A 15,712-nucleotide genomic window follows, 5' to 3' on the forward strand; every position below is an offset into this window, starting at 1 on the left:
TCCCATGCATGGCCCATCACGCGTACTGGCGGCTTTAGTTTTATCAGCCCTTGGCTGGGCGACGAGTGCGGTGGCACAGACCGCAGCCCCAGCCGCGCCGCCCGCTGCGGCTGTACCCGCTCCTTCAGTCGTGGCCCCGGCCCCCGGCGGCATCCAGAGCGCAAATATTCTCGAGGTTAAACCCGATGCCAGCGAGTTGCCTGGCTATGCCAACCAGACCAATGGCGAGCGCGCCAGGGTCCAGCCCGGCAACAACGCGCCCATGTGGCGTCAGGTCGGTGCCGGTGTTTCCGGTTACACCAGTTTGCCCAAAAGTGAAGCGCCGGAGGCCGGCAACCTGATCCAGCCTTTTGTGCAATACCCGGGTTCACGTTTGACCAATGCGGGCGAGGCCTGGCGGCAGGTGCGCAACAACTGGTTGATCCCTTACGGCGGCTCCTTCCTTCTAATCGTTGCTCTGGCCATTGCGCTGTTTTATTTTGGCAAAGGCACGATCAAACTGCACGGCGGCGAGACAGGACGCAAGATCGAGCGCTTCACACCGTTCGAGCGCGCGGCGCACTGGTCAAACGCCATTGCTTTTTCCATATTGGCCATCTCCGGGATCGTCATGGCGTTTGGCAAGTTTTTCCTTCTGCCGGTTATGGGCCTCACACTGTTCGGCTGGCTGACTTACGTCCTCAAGACCGCGCACAACTTTGCTGGCCCGCTGTTTGCGGTGTCACTGGTCATTGTGTTTTTCACTTTTCTCCGCGACAACCTGCCCAGCCGCGGTGACCTGATGTGGATTCTCAAGGGCGGCGGTCTTCTCTCCGGAAAAGAAGTGCCCTCGCACCGCTTCAATGCTGGCGAAAAATTGATTTTTTGGGGCGGCGTGTTTTTTCTGGGCGTGATTGTGGTGGCCTCCGGCCTGGTGCTGGACAAACTGCTGCCCGGTTTGCTTTACGAGCGGGCGACGATGCAAGTGGCGCACATGGTGCACGCAGCTGCCACTGTGCTGATGATGGCCATGTTCCTCGGGCACATCTATCTGGGAACCATTGGCATGGAGGGCGCCTACCAGGGCATGAAAACCGGGTATGTCGACGAGACCTGGGCCAAAGAACATCACGAATACTGGTATGACGATGTGAAGGCGGGCAAGATCCCTGTTCAGCGCAGCGAGACCGCTCCACCCCTTTCACCCCATTCGCCTAGTCAGACCGTGCAGGTTTGATCAAGACACGCCGAGGAAATTTGTATGAAAAAACTTCTCATTGCCAGCTTCCTGATTTCTGCATCATGCATGGTTGCGGCCAAGCTGCCCGCGCTGACTGACGAGGCCAAGGCCAAGGCTGCAGAGGCTGCGGCCAAAGCGGCGTGGGCCGGCAAGGTCGATGGCTATTTGCTGTGCAAATCGCAAGACAAAGTAGCTGCGAGCTATTTCAAAACCGCCAAGGCTGCTGGCAAAGATGCCAAGCCGGCGGCCGCCACGCCGCCCTGCGCAGACCCCGGCCCGTTTGCCTACGCTCCGCCGGAGGCCGCCAAGCCGATCGAGGCAGCGGGGGCACACTCGCCAGCCGCCACAGCGGTTAGTCCTCCCAGCACCAAGCAGCCTGACGCGGTTATCAACCCCGCCAAAAAACCCTGAGCTTTCTTGCCTGAGCGCACCGACTACCCATGGGGTAGCGGTTCTTCGGCATGTCCCCCAAATGCGTTTCTGGTGTAGCCTTTCCTGATGTCCCTGCCTTTCCTTACCCAGGCGCGTGCGCCTCTCACCTGCGAAATCGATGCGCTCAACGAATATGGCGAGTCGCTTCAAGTAGCCATACCGGCCGAGCGGGCGCTTACCGTTTATGTGGACAAACGCGAGCTGGTCACCCTCATGACACTGGGTGCTCACCCCGAGTTGCTGGTACTGGGCTACCTGCGCAACCAGCGGCTCATTGACTCAGCCTCAGACATCGCGTCGATCACGGTTGACTGGGACGTCGGTGCCGCCGCAGTGAAGACGCATCACGGCATTGAAAACATTGAGGCGAAAACTGCGAAACGGGTCGTCACTACCGGTTGCGGTCAGGGCAGTGTGTTTGGCGGTCTGATGGACGAGGTGGACCAGATCGTCCTGCCTGCCGATGCTCAGATCACGCAAAGTCAGCTCTACGAGTTGGTCAACACCATACGGCTCAAGGAGACCACCTACAAGTCTGCGGGCTCAGTGCATGCCTGTGCGTTGTTTGACATGGCCGGTGCTGAGCCTGAGATGCTTTTGTTTGTTGAAGATGTGGGCCGCCACAATGCCATTGACACCATTGCAGGCTGGATCTGGATGCAGGGCGATCGGCTCGCCAATGCGAGCATGGTTTTTTACACCACAGGGCGTCTCACCAGCGAGATGGTGATCAAGTCTGCCCAAATGGGTGTGCCGATTGTGGTGTCGCGCAGTGGCATCACGCAGATGGGACACCAGGTGGCGCAAGCGGTCGGTTTGTGCGCCATCGGCCGCGCCACCAACAAGCGTTTTGTCTGTTACGCCCATCCCCAACGGCTCAAACTGCAGCCTGAACTTGCGGGCCCCAAGCCTCGCGCCGTTGTCACAGAGACCTGAATCTGCCGTGGCATGATGCCGCCATGAGTGATTCGCAAATTCAGCCCGTGCTGGCCAACATGCCGGAGAACCTGACGCAAGGCCCCGAGGCCCGCGCTTTTCTGCCGACCCCTCATTGGATCCTGGAAGGCCTGCGTGCGGGCGTCTTTCTTTCTCCGCGTGTCGTCGGCAAATCACCAGCGCCTTGGCAAATTGCCATCGTCGCCATTGTCGTGTTCGCGATAGAGCTTGTCGCGCTGCGCACCGAGGTGGACGGGCCTGCCCGCTTTGACCTTCAGGCCTGGTTGTCGGGCTTCTGGACTCTGCTGGTCTTTATCGGTCTGGCGTGGTGGGCTTTCCCTCCAGCGCACGCAGGGGGTGAATTCGCGGAGAAAGAAGTGCGCCCACCCCTGTCGGGTGTTGGCACCTGCGTTGTGCTGTCGATTGCAGCGTCCATTCCATATGCGTTGGTGTATGCGGCCTGGACAGTTGCCACCATGCAGGGTTGGCTCACAGCCAAGGCTTTTACGTCCCCCTGGTTTTACTGGACCTTTTACGTAGTGCTTATGGCGTGGACAGTCGCTGTCACCGCGTTTTTGATTGTGCGTTTTGCCGGCCGCACCTGGCGTGCGGTGGTGTTTGTACTGACCATGGCCGCCACCACGGGGGTGACCGCATGGCAGTTTGATGCGCGTACCTGGGAGCGCGACTATGCCGCCGCTACCAACACAGAGGATCCTAAACCCAGGCTGCAGCTAAGCCAGCAGGCTTTTGAGGAGCAGCAGGCCCTCTTGCAAACCACCCTGAATGCCATCACACCAGACCGCCCGGGCGTGACTGATGTTTACGGGCTGGTGTTTGCGCCTTATGCCACTGAGGATGTTTTCATTCGCGAGAGCAGCATGGTCAGCAGCGTGCTGGCCGATCGCTTCGACGCCGCAGGCCGCCTGGTGCATCTTCTCAACCATGGAAGCACGGCCAAAACCCATGCCTGGGCCACGCCCGCCAACCTTCAGCGCTCTGTGGATGCCCTGGCGCAGCGCATGGACCGTGACAACGATGTGCTGGTGGTCTATCTGACCTCACACGGCGCGAGAGACTTCAAACTCGCCGCCTCGCATTGGCCGCTGGAGGTGGATCCGCTCAGCCCCATTGAGTTGCGCAGGGCGCTGGACCAGGCGGGCATTCGCCACCGCGTGATTGCCGTGTCCGCCTGTTATTCAGGCGGTTGGGTTGACACCCTGGCAGGCGACAACACCCTGGTCATGACCGCGGCTGACGCCACCCACACGTCCTACGGATGCGGACGGCTTTCCGAGCTCACTTTTTTCGGCCGTGCGCTTTTTGACGAGCAGTTGCGCAAAACCCATTCGTTTGAGAAAGCCTTTGCCGCCGCCGTGCCTCTGATCAAGCAGCGCGAAATTGACGCCGGTAAGGATGACGGTTTCTCCAATCCTCAGATCAGAGTGGGCGGCAACATCGGGCCCGTCCTCGCGGCCCTGGAGCAGCGTCTGGCAGCGATACCTCCGGCCCGTCCTCCAGCGTCAGAGCCTGCGTCTCGCTAAAGTAACACTGGGCCGCCATCGATGAATCGTCTGTCTCGCCGTCTCCTGCTTTTTACCTGCGCACTGGCGCTGGCCGCTTGCGCCACATCAGCGGGTTTTCAGAACCTGGAAAATCCGGCGGTCCAGCCTACGCAGGGCGCGTTCAAGATCTGGTGGCGTTTTCTCGTGGCGGAAAAAGTCGGTACGGTGCCCGTTGATCCGGTGCCGTTGCGTCCGTTAAACCGTGCAACGCTGGATGCGCTGGACGTCAATGCCAATCATGTGATCCGGCTCGGACACTCATCGCATCTTCTCAAACTAAGAGGCAAATACTGGCTGATCGACCCGGTGTTCAGCGAGCGTGCTTCGCCCGTCCAGTGGGCCGGGCCAAAACGTTTCCATCCTTCGCCTATCGCCCTTGATGAATTGCCGCCCATCGAAGGCCTGATCCTGTCGCACGACCACTACGACCACCTGGACCGGGCGACCATTGAAGCCCTGGCGCTGAAAGTGAACCGCTACTTCGTGCCTACTGGCGTGGGCGCGCGGTTGCAGACCATGCTGGTGCCAGCCGCTCGCATCCAGGAGTTTGGCTGGTGGGACTCAGGCACACATGCGGGTGTGCAGCTCACCGCTACGCCGTCGCAGCATTTTTCGGGTCGCACGCTGACTGACCGCAATTCAACCCTGTGGGCTTCGTGGGTGATTCAGAGCGGCGAGGAGCGGATTTTCTACAGCGGAGACACCGGCTATTTCCCGGGCTTCAAAGAGATAGGCGAGCGCTTCCCCGGCATTGACCTGGCGCTGATGGAAAACGGCGCGTACGACCCCTACTGGCCTGCGGTGCACATGACGCCCGAAGAAAGCATCCGCGCTTTTCAGGACCTCAAGGCCAAAACCTTGTACGGCGTTCACAACAGCACCTTTGACCTGGCGTTTCACCCCTGGCGCGAGCCGATGGACCGTTTGGCTGCTCTGGCGGCTCAAAACAGGATTGACCTGGCAACCCCGGTCATCGGGGAGGTGCTCACCCTTGGGAAACCCCGCTCCAACGAGCTGTGGTGGAGCAAGCTACGCTGAGGCCAAACCCGCTCAACCGTTAAGGGCGGAAGCTTTACGGTATGGTCGGTCACTTATAGACAAGCTCTGACATGAACACACTTTTTCTCAAACTGGGCTGGCGCACCTTGCTGCGTGATCTGCGCGCCGGAGAGCTGCGTTTGCTCATCGTTGCGGTCACGCTGGCCGTGGCGGCGTTGACTGCGGTTGGTTTTTTTGCGGACCGACTCAAGGGCGGCCTGCAGCGGGATGCGCGGCAGCTGCTCGGTGGGGACGCTGTGCTGCGCAGCGACGGCGTCACGCCTGAGGTTTTTGCCGCCAAAGCCCGAGCCCTTGGCTTGCAGGCTATCTCCACCGTCACCTTCCCAACCATGGGCCGCGCGCGTGATGAGGACGGCGGGGCCAGCAAGCTGGTGGCGTTTAAAGCCGTGCCTGCCGGATACCCGCTTCGCGGCGACATGCGCGTGGCAGACAGCGTGGACGGTGTTGGCGAAAAAACGCGTGACATCCCCGCGCCCGGCACTGCTTGGGCTGATGCGTCCCTGCTGGATGCCTTGGGGATTCAGGTGGGCCAGACGCTGCTGATGGGCGACGCCAAATTCAAACTCACGCGCGTCATCGTGCAGGAGCCCGACCGTGGCGCTGGCTTCATTAATTTTTCACCGCGGGTCATGGTCAACAGCGCTGACCTTGCTTCCACTGGCCTCATTCAACCGGCCAGCCGCACCAACTATCGCTTTGCCGTTGCCGGCCCTGAGGCCGCTGTCAAGGAATACGTCAGGTGGGCCACGGACGAGATCAAAAAACCTGCAGAGCAATCGGGCATTCGCGGCGTGCGGCTGGAGTCGCTGGAGAGCGGCAGCCCCGAAATGCGCCAGACGCTGGACCGCGCCGAAAAATTTCTCAACCTGGTGGCCTTGCTGGCGGCTTTGCTGAGCGCCGTTGCGGTGGCCATTGTGGCGCGCGGTTTTGCCGCCAAGCATCTGGATGACTGCGCCATGCTGCGCGTGCTGGGTCAGCCGCAGCGCACCATCGCGCTGGCCTACACCTTTGAATTTGTGCTGGCCGGCATGCTGGCCAGCGCCCTGGGTGTGCTCATCGGTTACGGCGTGCATTACGGTTTTGTGCTGCTGCTGGCTGGCCTGGTGGAAACCGTTTTGCCTGCGGCCACTTTCTGGCCCGTAGCTTTTGGCATGGGTATGGGGCTGACCCTGCTGCTCGCCTTTGGCCTGCCACCCGTTTTGCAGCTGGCCCAGGTACCGCCGCTGCGGGTGATTCGCCGCGATGTCGGTAACCTGCGGCCGGCTTCGCTGGCGGTGCTGCTGGTGGGCGTAGCGGGTTTTGCCGCCTTGCTGGTGGCGGCCAGCAGTGATCTCAAGCTTGGCTTGATTGCGGTTGGTGGTTTTGCCGCTGCGGTGCTGGTATTTGCAGCAGCCAGTTTTGGCGCCGTCAAGCTGCTGCGGGCCAGTGTCAATGAGGCCACCGCACCGCGCTGGATGGTCCTGGCCACGCGTCAACTCTCGGCGCGCCCGGCTTATGCGGTGGTGCAGGTCAGCGCGCTAGCCGTCGGCCTGCTGGCGCTGATGTTGCTCGTGTTGCTGCGCACCGACCTGATCAGCAGCTGGCGCAAGGCTACGCCGCCTGATGCGCCCAATCGTTTTGTCATCAACGTGCAGCCCGAGCAGGGCGATGCCTTCCAAAAGGCTCTGCGCGACGGCGGCGTTCAAAAGTTTGACTGGTACCCGATGATTCGTGGACGTCTGGTGGCCGTCAATGGCAAGGCGGTGACGCCTGAAGACTTTACAGACGACCGCGCCAAGCGCCTGGTGGACCGCGAATTCAATTTGTCCAACAGCGCGCAGCAGCCTTCACACAATCAGGTGGTTGCCGGCACATGGACACCTGATGAAAAAGACGCCATCAGTGTCGAGGATGGCATTGCGACCACACTGGGCCTCAAGATGGGTGATGCGCTGAGCTTTGACATTGGCGGCCAGGTCAAAGTGGCGAAGATCACCAGCTTGCGCAAGGTCGACTGGGGATCCATGCGCGTCAACTTTTTTGCGATGTACCCGGTGTCCGAGTTAACCGATGTGCCGGTGTCTTACATCAGCGCGTTTCGTGCGCCTGAGCGCGTGGCCGCGATCAACGGAGAAAAACCGCGCAGCTTTGACAACGAACTGGTCAAAGCCTTTCCCAATATCACCAACGTTGACATGAGCAGCACCATCGCCCAGGTGCAACGCGTGCTGGACCAGGTGATACGCGCGGTGGAGTTTTTGTTTGGCTTTACGTTGGCGGCGGGCCTGGTGGTGCTGTTTGCCGCCATCACCGCCACGCGTGAAGAACGCGCCAGGGAATTTGCCATCATGCGCGCCGTGGGCGCCCGTGCGTCGCTGCTGCGTCAGGTGCAGCGTGCAGAGCTTGCAGGCGTCGGTCTGCTGGCCGGTTTTCTCGCGTCCATCGTCGCACTGGCCGTCGGTTGGGGCCTGGCGCGATATGTGTTTGATTTCAACTGGACCGGCTCGTGGACTGTGCCTCTAATGGGCAGCTTGGCGGGCGCTGCGTTGGCGCTGGCGGCGGGTTGGTGGGGCTTGCGGTCGGTGCTGAATACGCCGGTGGTGGAGACCTTGCGCAAGGCCCAATAAGTTTCCCCGGTTGTCATTCCGGACTTGATCCGCAATCCATGCCGCGCTGACCCGACGGCTTGCGTTTTGCAGACATGGATCCCCCGGATCAAGTCCGGGGCAGGCTCCTCAAGTCCGGGATGACAGAGAATTAAGACCAAATGCAGATAGAAGAAAAACCACCCGGCACGCCTCCCTTCGACACCCCCTTCGACTGGATAGGCGGCGAAGAAAAAGTCAAAGCACTGGTCGAGCGCTTCTACGATCTCATGGATCTCGAAACGGGCTACGCAGCGTTACGCGCCGCGCACGGCAGCGATTTGGTCAAAGCGCGCCAGCACCTGTTCTGGTTTTTGTGCGGCTGGCTGGGCGGACCGCAACATTACACCGAGCGTTTTGGCCACCCCCGGCTGCGTGCGCGTCACATGCCTTTTGTCATCGGCGTTGCGGAGCGCGACCAGTGGCTGGCTTGCATGGATCAGGCGATGGGTGAGACCGGCGTCGACGAAGACCTGCGCGCGCGCCTGCGGGACTCGTTTTTTCAGACTGCGGACTGGATGCGCAACTCGCCAACGTGAGATTGCTCCTGTTTTGATAGCTGATTGCGCCCGTCCCGCAAGGGCAAAAGGCCGATTTCGCTCGCAAAAAGCGGGCAAAACCGGCCTGAAACTGCTTGACTCACCAGGAGTTTTAAGGGAAATCGCCCATTGGCCCTTTAAGGACGAGAACAGTCCGCTATATAAATAGTAGCAAGACTACTGCGTCAGCGGCGCCACTGATCTGCCGATTACTCGGCCTTGATGGCGCCGTCTTCAATCACCTTTTTCCATTTGACAGCTTCGCTTGTTGCAAAAGCCATGGCTTCTTCGGGCGTGCCGCCAGTGGGCTTGATGCTCAGTTCGGCAAGTTTGTCTTTGGTTTGCTTTTCGTTCAGAACCGCGTTCAAGGCCCTGTTCAATTTGGCGACCACGTCCTTCGGCGTTGTGGAAGGAGCGAGCAAGGTGTACCAAACCACCAACTCGAAACCCTTGATACCGGCTTCTGCCACGGTGGGCATGTCAGGGAACATGGGTGAGCGTTGCTGCGTCGTGATCGCCAGCGTGCGTAGCTTGCCGGCCTTCGCCAGTGGCATGGCTTCAGGGGCAAGGATGAGCATGAAATCAACTTGACCTGCCATCAGGTCCTGCACGGCGGGTGCACCACCGCGATAGGGGATATGAACAGCGAAAACGCCGGCACCTTTTTTGTACAGCTCAGTCGCGAGGTGATTGGGGGTGCCGGTTCCGGGCGATGCATAACTTCTGTTCGGGTTCGCCTTCAGGTAACGCTGGAATTCGACCATGTTCTGCGCTGGCACTGATGGGTGCACTGCAACCATGGCAGGTACATCGGCGATGCGGCCAATGGCCGTCAATTCTTTTGTCGCGTCAAACGAAAGTTTGGGGAACAGCGTGGGATTGATCGCCTGAGTTGTCATCGTGGAGATCAGCAGGGTGTAGCCGTCCCCGGGAGACTTGGCGACCATGCCAGCGCCGACCGCCTCGCCCGCACCAGGACGGTTGTCGATGACAACAGGCTGCCCAAGGCTGGCGGACATTCGTTGACCCAGAAAGCGCGCCAGCACATCGGTGGTGCCACCGGGTGCGTAGGGCACCACGATCTTGATCGGCTTGCTTGGAAAATCCTGCGCAAGGGCTGTTGCTGTCCACGTGACTGCTGCAAGCACTGCCAATAGTTTTGATATCTTTTTCATGTCGTTGTCTCCGGTTGGTTAGTTGGTGGAAATACCGTGTCTCTCTCTTCTGCTACTACTCGTCTCATTCACCGGCTGTCGGCAATGATTTTTTCAATCAGGCGGTGAGTCTCAAGTGCTTCACTGCCGTTGACTGTGGGCGCCCGGCCATGCGTGATCGCGTCCAGGAAGTCGCGAAGCAGCTCGATGTGGGCCGCGGGGGAAAAGTCCATGATGGAGTCGCCGCTGCCGGTCTTCGCTTCGCCTTCGACGACCTCTGTGCGCCCGTCATGAAACAACACGCGCAAGGTGCCGCCTGTCAGCGAAACGGTTGCGTTGGTGTACACCAGCTCCAGTGATTCAGCACGGCCGGGGTACATCGCCGTTGTCGCCATCAGAACCCCCGGCGCACCGTTGCCCAGGGTCAGAATTGCCGCGGCAAAATCTTCGGTCTCGATACGGTGAATGTCTGTCGTCCTCACGCTTGAAGCGACCACGCCGCGCACGCCCACGAGGCTGCGAAACAAGTCCAGCGCGTGGATGGCCTGTGTCAGCAGCACGCCGCCACCGTCACGCGCCAGCGAGCCGCGCCCTGGCTGGTCGTAATACCCGGTTTGCGATCGCCACCAGGGGACTTGCAGAACACCTGCCTGTAACTTACCCAGCGCTTCGGACGCAACCAGTTGCTTGAGCCGCACCGCGCCTGGCCGGAAGCGGTGCTGCAGCACCACGCCGAAGCGCAAGCCCGTGCTGTCCGCAAATTTGACCAGCTCCTCCGCTTTGGACAGACTGATGTCCAGCGGCTTTTCAACCAGCGTGTGTTTTCCTGCTGCCAGCGTTTGTCTTGCGATGTCCAGATGGGTGTGTGCGGGTGTGGCCACGATCACTGCGTCCACTGCTGCATCCTGCAGCACATGGTCCAGGATGGTCGTTACCCGCGTGTGCGTGGGCACAGCGGCCCGCGCACGTTCAAAGTCGCTTTTCGTCACGGCCCAGCGCAGCTCCACGCGGTCCTGCAACTCTCTCAAGCTTGCAAGATGCGGCTGTGAGCCTGGGCCCACCCCGATGAGGGCGATGCCAATTTTTTTCATGGCTTTTGCACCTGCTCTGCGCGTGCTTGCGCATCCAGTGCCAGCCTGCACACGGTAAATGTGTGTTCATGCGACACGGCCAATTGCGTGCGATTTTGGACGTCGTTTACCAGCTTCGCAAAGAAGGTGATGGGTTCGTTGGTGCAGTCGACGTGGCGCGTGCCACTGCGGTCGCAAAGAAACAAATGGTCTGTTCCCGCGCGGCCCTCAATGTCCAGGTACTTGCGGATCTCGATAGAGCCTTCCGTGCCCGCGATGAAGAGCCGACCGTCGCCCCAGGTGGGCAAGCCGTCCGGCGTGAACCAGTCAACGCGGCAGTAGCCACGCGCCCGGTTGGTTGTTGAAACAAGCGAAAGCTCTCCGAAGTCCTGAAAGTCGTTTGCCGTGGTCTTGCCAAAATGCGCCACCGAAGCGTGCGCAATCTCTGCATCTGTTGAGCCCGTCAACACCAAAAATTGATCGACGTGGTGCGATGCGATGTCCGCCAGAATTCCACCGTAATACTTCTTGTCGAAGAACCAAGCAGGGCGGATGGCCCGGTTCAGCCGGTGCGGCCCCATGCCCAGGGTGTGGATGACTTCGCCCACGGCGCCTTCGGCAATAAGCCTCTGCGCTGTGGTGACAGAAGGCACGGTCATCCGCTCGGAAAAGCAGATGGCAAAAAGACGCCCTGTTTCACGCACCGTTGCCTGCAACTGTTCAAGTTGCTCGTGGCTAGTGACACCGGGCTTGTCGCTCAACACGTCCTTGCCATGCTTCATTGCGGAGATAGCAATTTGCGCACGCTCGGAGGGGACGCCGGCAGTCACGATCAGGTTGATGGTTGGGTCCTGCAGAAACTCGTCGGCATTATCAACCGCCCTGAGCTGCGGAAAGCGCTTTTCGATGCCTTGCAGCACCCTGGCATCGGACGTGGTTGAGAGGTAGCCCGCACAAGTCGCGCCAGCGCTGGTCAGGCCCTCGATCAGCTCGAAGACGTGGCGATGATCAATTCCAATGACGGCGAACTTGATCATTCGGCACGTCCGAAACAGGAATCTGGGCTTGGTAGTGTGTGTTTCATCGATTACGGTGTGGCGTTGCTTTTAAGGATGCGGATTGCACCCTGTAGAGCCGCCAAAGCCGTAGTCTCGATTCGCCCCCACCAAATGTCCAATTCCAAATTGGTTCAACTCGATACCCTGCCGGTATCGCGCACGCCGGCCTTGTGGGGCTTAACGCGCTTTCAAACCGTGGTTTCTAAACTCGCGCACGGCTTCGAGCATTCTTTGCAGGACGGGCGAAGACTCCTCCTTGCGGTAGAAGCAGTGCACCTCCATGTGGGCGTTTTCAGCATCCGTTTGAAGAGGTACGTAGGTCACCCCCGGCAATTGCAGGTTGGCCATGGACTCGGGCACCAGAGCGAGTTGTTTGCTGATGCCGGTCATCAGAGTCGCCATGATCAGGTCACTTGCCTGTGCGGCAAATCGGGGCTCAAAGCCCGCGCTTCTGCACAGGCGTAAAGTGATGACTGGGCCTGTTCGTGACGCTGCGGTCACGATGGGTTGGTCTTTCAGCAGCGCCACGGGAATGGCCTCGAGTGTGGCGAGCGGATGTTTCGTGCTCATCGCCACCAGCAAGCGCTCTCTGGCCACAAGCTCCACCGCTAGGTCGCTTTCGGAAGGCACCATGCGCTCGAAGGCAATCAAAATCCGGCGCTGGCGAATCGCGACGATCTGCTGGGGCGCCTGCGCGGGATGCAAGGAGACCTCAACGTCCGGGTTGAGGTCCGTGAATTGGGAGAGAAATTGGGGAACCACCCCGAACATGGCAGACCCATGAAGACCCACGTCGATGCGGCCCGTCATGCCGCTGCCAACGCGCCGCACGCGGTCCGTCGCCTGCTCGACAAAACCAAAAATATCGCGCGCGTCCTTCAGCAAGGCCTCGCCCGCCGGCGTCAGCAGCATGCCGCGCGGCGTTCTCTCAAACAGCTGCGCGCCCAGCTCTTTTTCCAGTGCCTGGATTTGCCTGGTCAGGGGCGGCTGCGAGAGGTGCAGCCTCTCCGCGGCGCGGCCCAGGTGCTGCTCTTCAGCGGTGGCAACAAAGTAGCCTAGCTGGCGTAAATCCATGGTGATTCTTTCTCAGTGGCTGCGCTCCCATTATCGGGAAAGCCCCAAAACGGCTGATTCACTTTAACTTGTGAATGAAATTGGCACTTTGCCCAATATCTGCGGGCGGAGATTGCTATACAAAATATAGCAAACGTGATGGCGTCACCCCGGCGCCAGCAGCACCACCAGCGCGCCCGCGCCACCCTCGGCGGGTCGTGCCTGCACAAAAGCCAGCACCTCGGCTTTCTGGATCAGCCAGCTTTGCACCCGGCCCTTGAGAACCGGGGTCTTGCCCGGCGAGCCAAGCCCCTTGCCGTGCACCACGCGCACGCAGCGCACCCCGACCTTGTGTGCTTCGCGGATAAATGCCGACAGGGCATCGCGCGCGTCTTCACGGCGCAGGCCGTGCAGGTCCAGTTGGCGCTGAATGGCCCAGCCGCCGCGGCGCAGCTTGCGCACCACGTCTGGTCCCATGCCGGGGCGGCGAAAGCTCAGCGCTTCATCCGTGTCCAGCAGGCTTTCAACGTCAAAACCATCGGAAATCGCCTCACGCATGACTGCAAGTTCGTCCAGCTGGTGTTGCACCGGAATCGGCGCGGGCTGAACAGGGGCGAGCTGCGCCACCCGGCCCGGCAAATGTTTGGCGGGCAAGGCTTTCACAGGGCCGATGGCGCGCGAAAACAGTTCTTTCTCAGCCTTGGCTTTGGCAGCTGCAGCTGCGCGCGCGGCCTTCAGCTCAGCTTCCAGGCGGGCACGGGTTTCAATTTCAAGCTTGACGGCTTTAAGCCCCTTCAAGTCGCGGATGGGCGCAGGCTTGGCAGGCATCAGAGCAGCCCCATCTCTGCCATCGACACCGCTTGCGTGCGCGTGACGACAAAGTGGTCCAGAACCCGAACGTCAACCAGGCCCAGCGCTGCCTTGAGGGTCTGCGTCAGGGCCTCATCAGCGCGCGATGGCTGCGCTGCGCCGCTGGGGTGGTTGTGGGCCAGCACCACGCTGGCGGCGTTCAGCGCCAGTGCGCGCACCACCACCTCACGCGGGTAAACGGATGTCTGCGTCAGCGTGCCGCGGAAAAGCTCTTCCAGCGCAATCAGGCAGTTCTGGCTGTCGAGAAAAAGCACCGCAAATATTTCATGGGGCCGACTGCCCAACTGCAGTTGCAGGTAATCACGCACGGCGTGCGGGGTGTCAAACACCGGCTTGGTCTTGAGCTGCTGCGCCAGCGCGCGGCGCGCCAGCTCCAGCACCGCAACCAGCTCAGCGCGTTTGGCCGGGCCCAGGCCCTTGACCCGTTTCAAGTCATCCGCCGTGGCGTGCAGCAAGCCTGAAATACCGTCGAAGCCACCGTCAATACTGCCCGAGGCGCTATCATTTTTGAGGTGGAGCAGCTCATCCGCCATCTGCAACACGCCCTTGCCCTTGATGCCGGTGCGCAGCAGCAGGGCCAGGAGCTCGGCGTCGCTTAAAGCGCCGGGGCCGCGTGCCAGCAGCTTTTCACGCGGTCGGGCATCGGCAGGAAGATCTTTGAGAGGCATGGAGATGCCAAGTGTAGTGACATCGCCACCCTGTCATTGTCCCGGGGCTCTCGCGATGCCGGGCTTGAAGCGGTAGATGTAATAGGGTGCCTTGCTTTGCATGTGGGCCTCTCCCGCGGGGTGGTTCGGCGTGCGACTCAAGCGGCTGCGGGTTTAGACATCTGCTTGACCAGTGCGGTCACCATGTTGCGGGGTGTGAACCGCACGCTTTGCGCCATGACCCAGTTCATGAAACCTGGAACAAACACGCGTTGGCCGTTTTGCATGGCCCGATACCCTGCGACTGCGACGTCTTCAGACGATGGAAGTTTTTTGCCTTTGACCAAAGCGGATGCCTGCATGTCGGCCTTGTCCTGAAAGCCGGACGCTGTCGGGCCGGGACACAAGGCGGTTACGGTTACACCGGTGCCTTCAAGCTCCGCAGCAATTGCTTCCGAAAAGCTCAGTACAAAAGCCTTGGTGGCGTAGTAAACCGCCATGTAAGGCCCTGGCTGGAAGGCCGCTGTAGATGCAGTGTTGAGAATCTTGCCACGCGTGGCGATCAAGTCAGGCATGAACAGCTTGGTGAGCACCACCACCGTGTTCATGTTGAGTTGCATCATGGCCATTTCGGTGGGCAGGGCAGAGTCCTTGAACTCGCCAAAGCTGCCGTATCCCGCGTTGTTGACCAAAGCGCTGATGGTGATGCCGCGCGCCTTGATGTCGGCATGGAGTTCGGTTGCGCCGTCGTTGGTCTCCAGGTCAGCGCCTATGACCGTGGCGTTGATCTTGTAGCGCTTTTGCAAATCGTCGGCTAACGTCTGCATTTTTGCGAAGCCGCGTGCGGCCAGCACCAAGTTGTAGCCATCCTTGGCAAAGTTCTCGGCCAGTGCTTTGCCGATGCCGGATGAGGCGCCAGTGATGAGGGCGGTTTTAGTGGTCGTTCGGTTCATGTAAATACTCCTACTGGTTTAATCCTATGGACGGATTGATTTCAAAAAATGGCACAGAAGTGCCTTCCGGGTTAAGTCCGGCGTGTCTTATGTGCAGGACACCTCGGCTTGCTCTACCAGCTTGCGCAAATCGGCCAGGGCCGTATCCAGCGTCAGGCTGTAAAAGTTCTCTCGTGACACGCGCTCCAGCGTGATTAAGTCTGCCTGCAGCAACACCTTGAGATGGTGCGAAATGGCAGGGCGGGACAGCGGCATACGCTCGGCAATCTGGTTCACGTTTAACCGTTCGTCCTGCGCCAACAACATCACAATGTCCTGCCGATACTTGTCGCCCAAGGCATTGAAGATGGGCGCACATGCCCTGAAGCTGAGCAGCACGTCTTCCAGGGTGATCTCGTTGTGTGCCATGTGTCAGGCCTTTAGATCATTCGTTTAATCATTTCGACGCATTGTACGGCATTTTCTTCGATGCGTTTCCATAAATGCTGGCGTGGCCGACGGTATGTGCGACTTTCTACAATGGCGTCTAGTTA

General features: G+C 60.1%; 15 protein-coding genes. 7 read left to right on the plus strand and 8 right to left on the minus strand.

Annotation, left to right across the window (positions count from 1 at the left end):
• Nucleotides 1-4: 4 nt before the first annotated feature.
• The 7 genes from VE934_RS05590 to VE934_RS05620 all read left to right on the plus strand — a co-directional run bounded on the left by VE934_RS05590 (nucleotide 5) and on the right by VE934_RS05620 (nucleotide 8,374).
• The gene (locus VE934_RS05590) at nucleotides 5-1,216 is read left to right on the plus strand and encodes a formate dehydrogenase subunit gamma (protein ID WP_324885164.1); all 1,212 of its coding nucleotides are present in this window, start codon (nucleotides 5-7) and stop codon (nucleotides 1,214-1,216) included.
• Nucleotides 1,217-1,240: 24 nt separating this feature from the next.
• On the plus strand, nucleotides 1,241-1,630 hold the full coding sequence (locus tag VE934_RS05595) for a hypothetical protein (protein WP_324885166.1): 390 nt from the start codon (nucleotides 1,241-1,243) through the stop codon (nucleotides 1,628-1,630).
• An 87-nt stretch (nucleotides 1,631-1,717) separates the two neighbouring features.
• Complete coding sequence (gene fdhD, locus VE934_RS05600) at nucleotides 1,718-2,587, plus strand: formate dehydrogenase accessory sulfurtransferase FdhD (RefSeq protein WP_324885168.1); 870 nt, start codon at nucleotides 1,718-1,720, stop codon at nucleotides 2,585-2,587.
• 23 nt (nucleotides 2,588-2,610) lie between these two features.
• A complete protein-coding gene (locus VE934_RS05605) occupies nucleotides 2,611-4,131 on the plus strand; it encodes a C13 family peptidase (protein ID WP_324885170.1) in 1,521 nt (506 codons plus the stop codon).
• 21 nt (nucleotides 4,132-4,152) lie between these two features.
• Nucleotides 4,153-5,190, plus strand: coding sequence for an MBL fold metallo-hydrolase (locus VE934_RS05610; RefSeq protein WP_324885172.1), 1,038 nt, complete (start codon nucleotides 4,153-4,155; stop codon nucleotides 5,188-5,190).
• A gap of 71 nt (nucleotides 5,191-5,261) precedes the next feature.
• Complete coding sequence (locus VE934_RS05615; RefSeq protein ID WP_324885174.1) at nucleotides 5,262-7,817, plus strand: ABC transporter permease; 2,556 nt, start codon at nucleotides 5,262-5,264, stop codon at nucleotides 7,815-7,817.
• A 140-nt stretch (nucleotides 7,818-7,957) separates the two neighbouring features.
• On the plus strand, nucleotides 7,958-8,374 hold the full coding sequence (locus VE934_RS05620) for a group II truncated hemoglobin (protein WP_324885176.1): 417 nt from the start codon (nucleotides 7,958-7,960) through the stop codon (nucleotides 8,372-8,374).
• A gap of 209 nt (nucleotides 8,375-8,583) precedes the next feature.
• Here VE934_RS05620 and VE934_RS05625 read toward each other — a convergent pair whose 3' ends face one another.
• The 8 genes from VE934_RS05625 to VE934_RS05660 form a co-directional block, all read right to left on the minus strand.
• Complete coding sequence (locus tag VE934_RS05625) at nucleotides 8,584-9,549, minus strand: tripartite tricarboxylate transporter substrate binding protein (RefSeq protein WP_324885178.1); 966 nt, start codon at nucleotides 9,547-9,549, stop codon at nucleotides 8,584-8,586.
• A gap of 68 nt (nucleotides 9,550-9,617) precedes the next feature.
• A complete protein-coding gene (locus tag VE934_RS05630; RefSeq protein WP_324885180.1) occupies nucleotides 9,618-10,619 on the minus strand; it encodes a Gfo/Idh/MocA family oxidoreductase in 1,002 nt (333 codons plus the stop codon).
• The gene (locus VE934_RS05635; protein WP_324885182.1) at nucleotides 10,616-11,635 is read right to left on the minus strand and encodes a Gfo/Idh/MocA family oxidoreductase; all 1,020 of its coding nucleotides are present in this window, start codon (nucleotides 11,633-11,635) and stop codon (nucleotides 10,616-10,618) included. Before VE934_RS05635 ends, VE934_RS05630 begins: the two co-directional genes overlap by 4 nt.
• Before the next feature lie 198 nt (nucleotides 11,636-11,833).
• Nucleotides 11,834-12,730, minus strand: coding sequence for a LysR substrate-binding domain-containing protein (locus tag VE934_RS05640; protein WP_324885183.1), 897 nt, complete (start codon nucleotides 12,728-12,730; stop codon nucleotides 11,834-11,836).
• 144 nt (nucleotides 12,731-12,874) lie between these two features.
• Nucleotides 12,875-13,537, minus strand: coding sequence for a Smr/MutS family protein (locus VE934_RS05645; RefSeq protein WP_324885185.1), 663 nt, complete (start codon nucleotides 13,535-13,537; stop codon nucleotides 12,875-12,877).
• On the minus strand, nucleotides 13,537-14,247 hold the full coding sequence (radC, locus tag VE934_RS05650) for a RadC family protein (protein WP_324885187.1): 711 nt from the start codon (nucleotides 14,245-14,247) through the stop codon (nucleotides 13,537-13,539). Before radC ends, VE934_RS05645 begins: the two co-directional genes overlap by 1 nt.
• A 137-nt stretch (nucleotides 14,248-14,384) precedes the next feature.
• A complete protein-coding gene (locus VE934_RS05655) occupies nucleotides 14,385-15,179 on the minus strand; it encodes an SDR family oxidoreductase (RefSeq protein WP_324885189.1) in 795 nt (264 codons plus the stop codon).
• 87 nt (nucleotides 15,180-15,266) lie between these two features.
• On the minus strand, nucleotides 15,267-15,587 hold the full coding sequence (locus VE934_RS05660; protein ID WP_324885191.1) for a metalloregulator ArsR/SmtB family transcription factor: 321 nt from the start codon (nucleotides 15,585-15,587) through the stop codon (nucleotides 15,267-15,269).
• Nucleotides 15,588-15,712 lie beyond the last annotated feature (125 nt).

The sequence above is a fragment of the Polaromonas sp. genome (assembly GCF_035638815.1).
Taxonomy (GTDB): domain Bacteria; phylum Pseudomonadota; class Gammaproteobacteria; order Burkholderiales; family Burkholderiaceae_C; genus Polaromonas.

What these genes read in the sequence shown, in the direction of transcription:
- VE934_RS05590 (WP_324885164.1), top strand. Translation starts at nt 5, where the DNA reads ATGCATGGCCCATCACGCGTACTGGCGGCTTTAGTTTTATCAGCCCTT.
- VE934_RS05595 (WP_324885166.1), top strand. Translation starts at nt 1,241, where the DNA reads ATGAAAAAACTTCTCATTGCCAGCTTCCTGATTTCTGCATCATGCATG.
- fdhD (WP_324885168.1), top strand. Translation starts at nt 1,718, where the DNA reads ATGTCCCTGCCTTTCCTTACCCAGGCGCGTGCGCCTCTCACCTGCGAA.
- VE934_RS05605 (WP_324885170.1), top strand. Translation starts at nt 2,611, where the DNA reads ATGAGTGATTCGCAAATTCAGCCCGTGCTGGCCAACATGCCGGAGAAC.
- VE934_RS05610 (WP_324885172.1), top strand. Translation starts at nt 4,153, where the DNA reads ATGAATCGTCTGTCTCGCCGTCTCCTGCTTTTTACCTGCGCACTGGCG.
- VE934_RS05615 (WP_324885174.1), top strand. Translation starts at nt 5,262, where the DNA reads ATGAACACACTTTTTCTCAAACTGGGCTGGCGCACCTTGCTGCGTGAT.
- VE934_RS05620 (WP_324885176.1), top strand. Translation starts at nt 7,958, where the DNA reads ATGCAGATAGAAGAAAAACCACCCGGCACGCCTCCCTTCGACACCCCC.
- VE934_RS05625 (WP_324885178.1), bottom strand. Translation starts at nt 9,549, where the DNA reads ATGAAAAAGATATCAAAACTATTGGCAGTGCTTGCAGCAGTCACGTGG.
- VE934_RS05630 (WP_324885180.1), bottom strand. Translation starts at nt 10,619, where the DNA reads ATGAAAAAAATTGGCATCGCCCTCATCGGGGTGGGCCCAGGCTCACAG.
- VE934_RS05635 (WP_324885182.1), bottom strand. Translation starts at nt 11,635, where the DNA reads ATGATCAAGTTCGCCGTCATTGGAATTGATCATCGCCACGTCTTCGAG.
- VE934_RS05640 (WP_324885183.1), bottom strand. Translation starts at nt 12,730, where the DNA reads ATGGATTTACGCCAGCTAGGCTACTTTGTTGCCACCGCTGAAGAGCAG.
- VE934_RS05645 (WP_324885185.1), bottom strand. Translation starts at nt 13,537, where the DNA reads ATGCCTGCCAAGCCTGCGCCCATCCGCGACTTGAAGGGGCTTAAAGCC.
- radC (WP_324885187.1), bottom strand. Translation starts at nt 14,247, where the DNA reads ATGCCTCTCAAAGATCTTCCTGCCGATGCCCGACCGCGTGAAAAGCTG.
- VE934_RS05655 (WP_324885189.1), bottom strand. Translation starts at nt 15,179, where the DNA reads ATGAACCGAACGACCACTAAAACCGCCCTCATCACTGGCGCCTCATCC.
- VE934_RS05660 (WP_324885191.1), bottom strand. Translation starts at nt 15,587, where the DNA reads ATGGCACACAACGAGATCACCCTGGAAGACGTGCTGCTCAGCTTCAGG.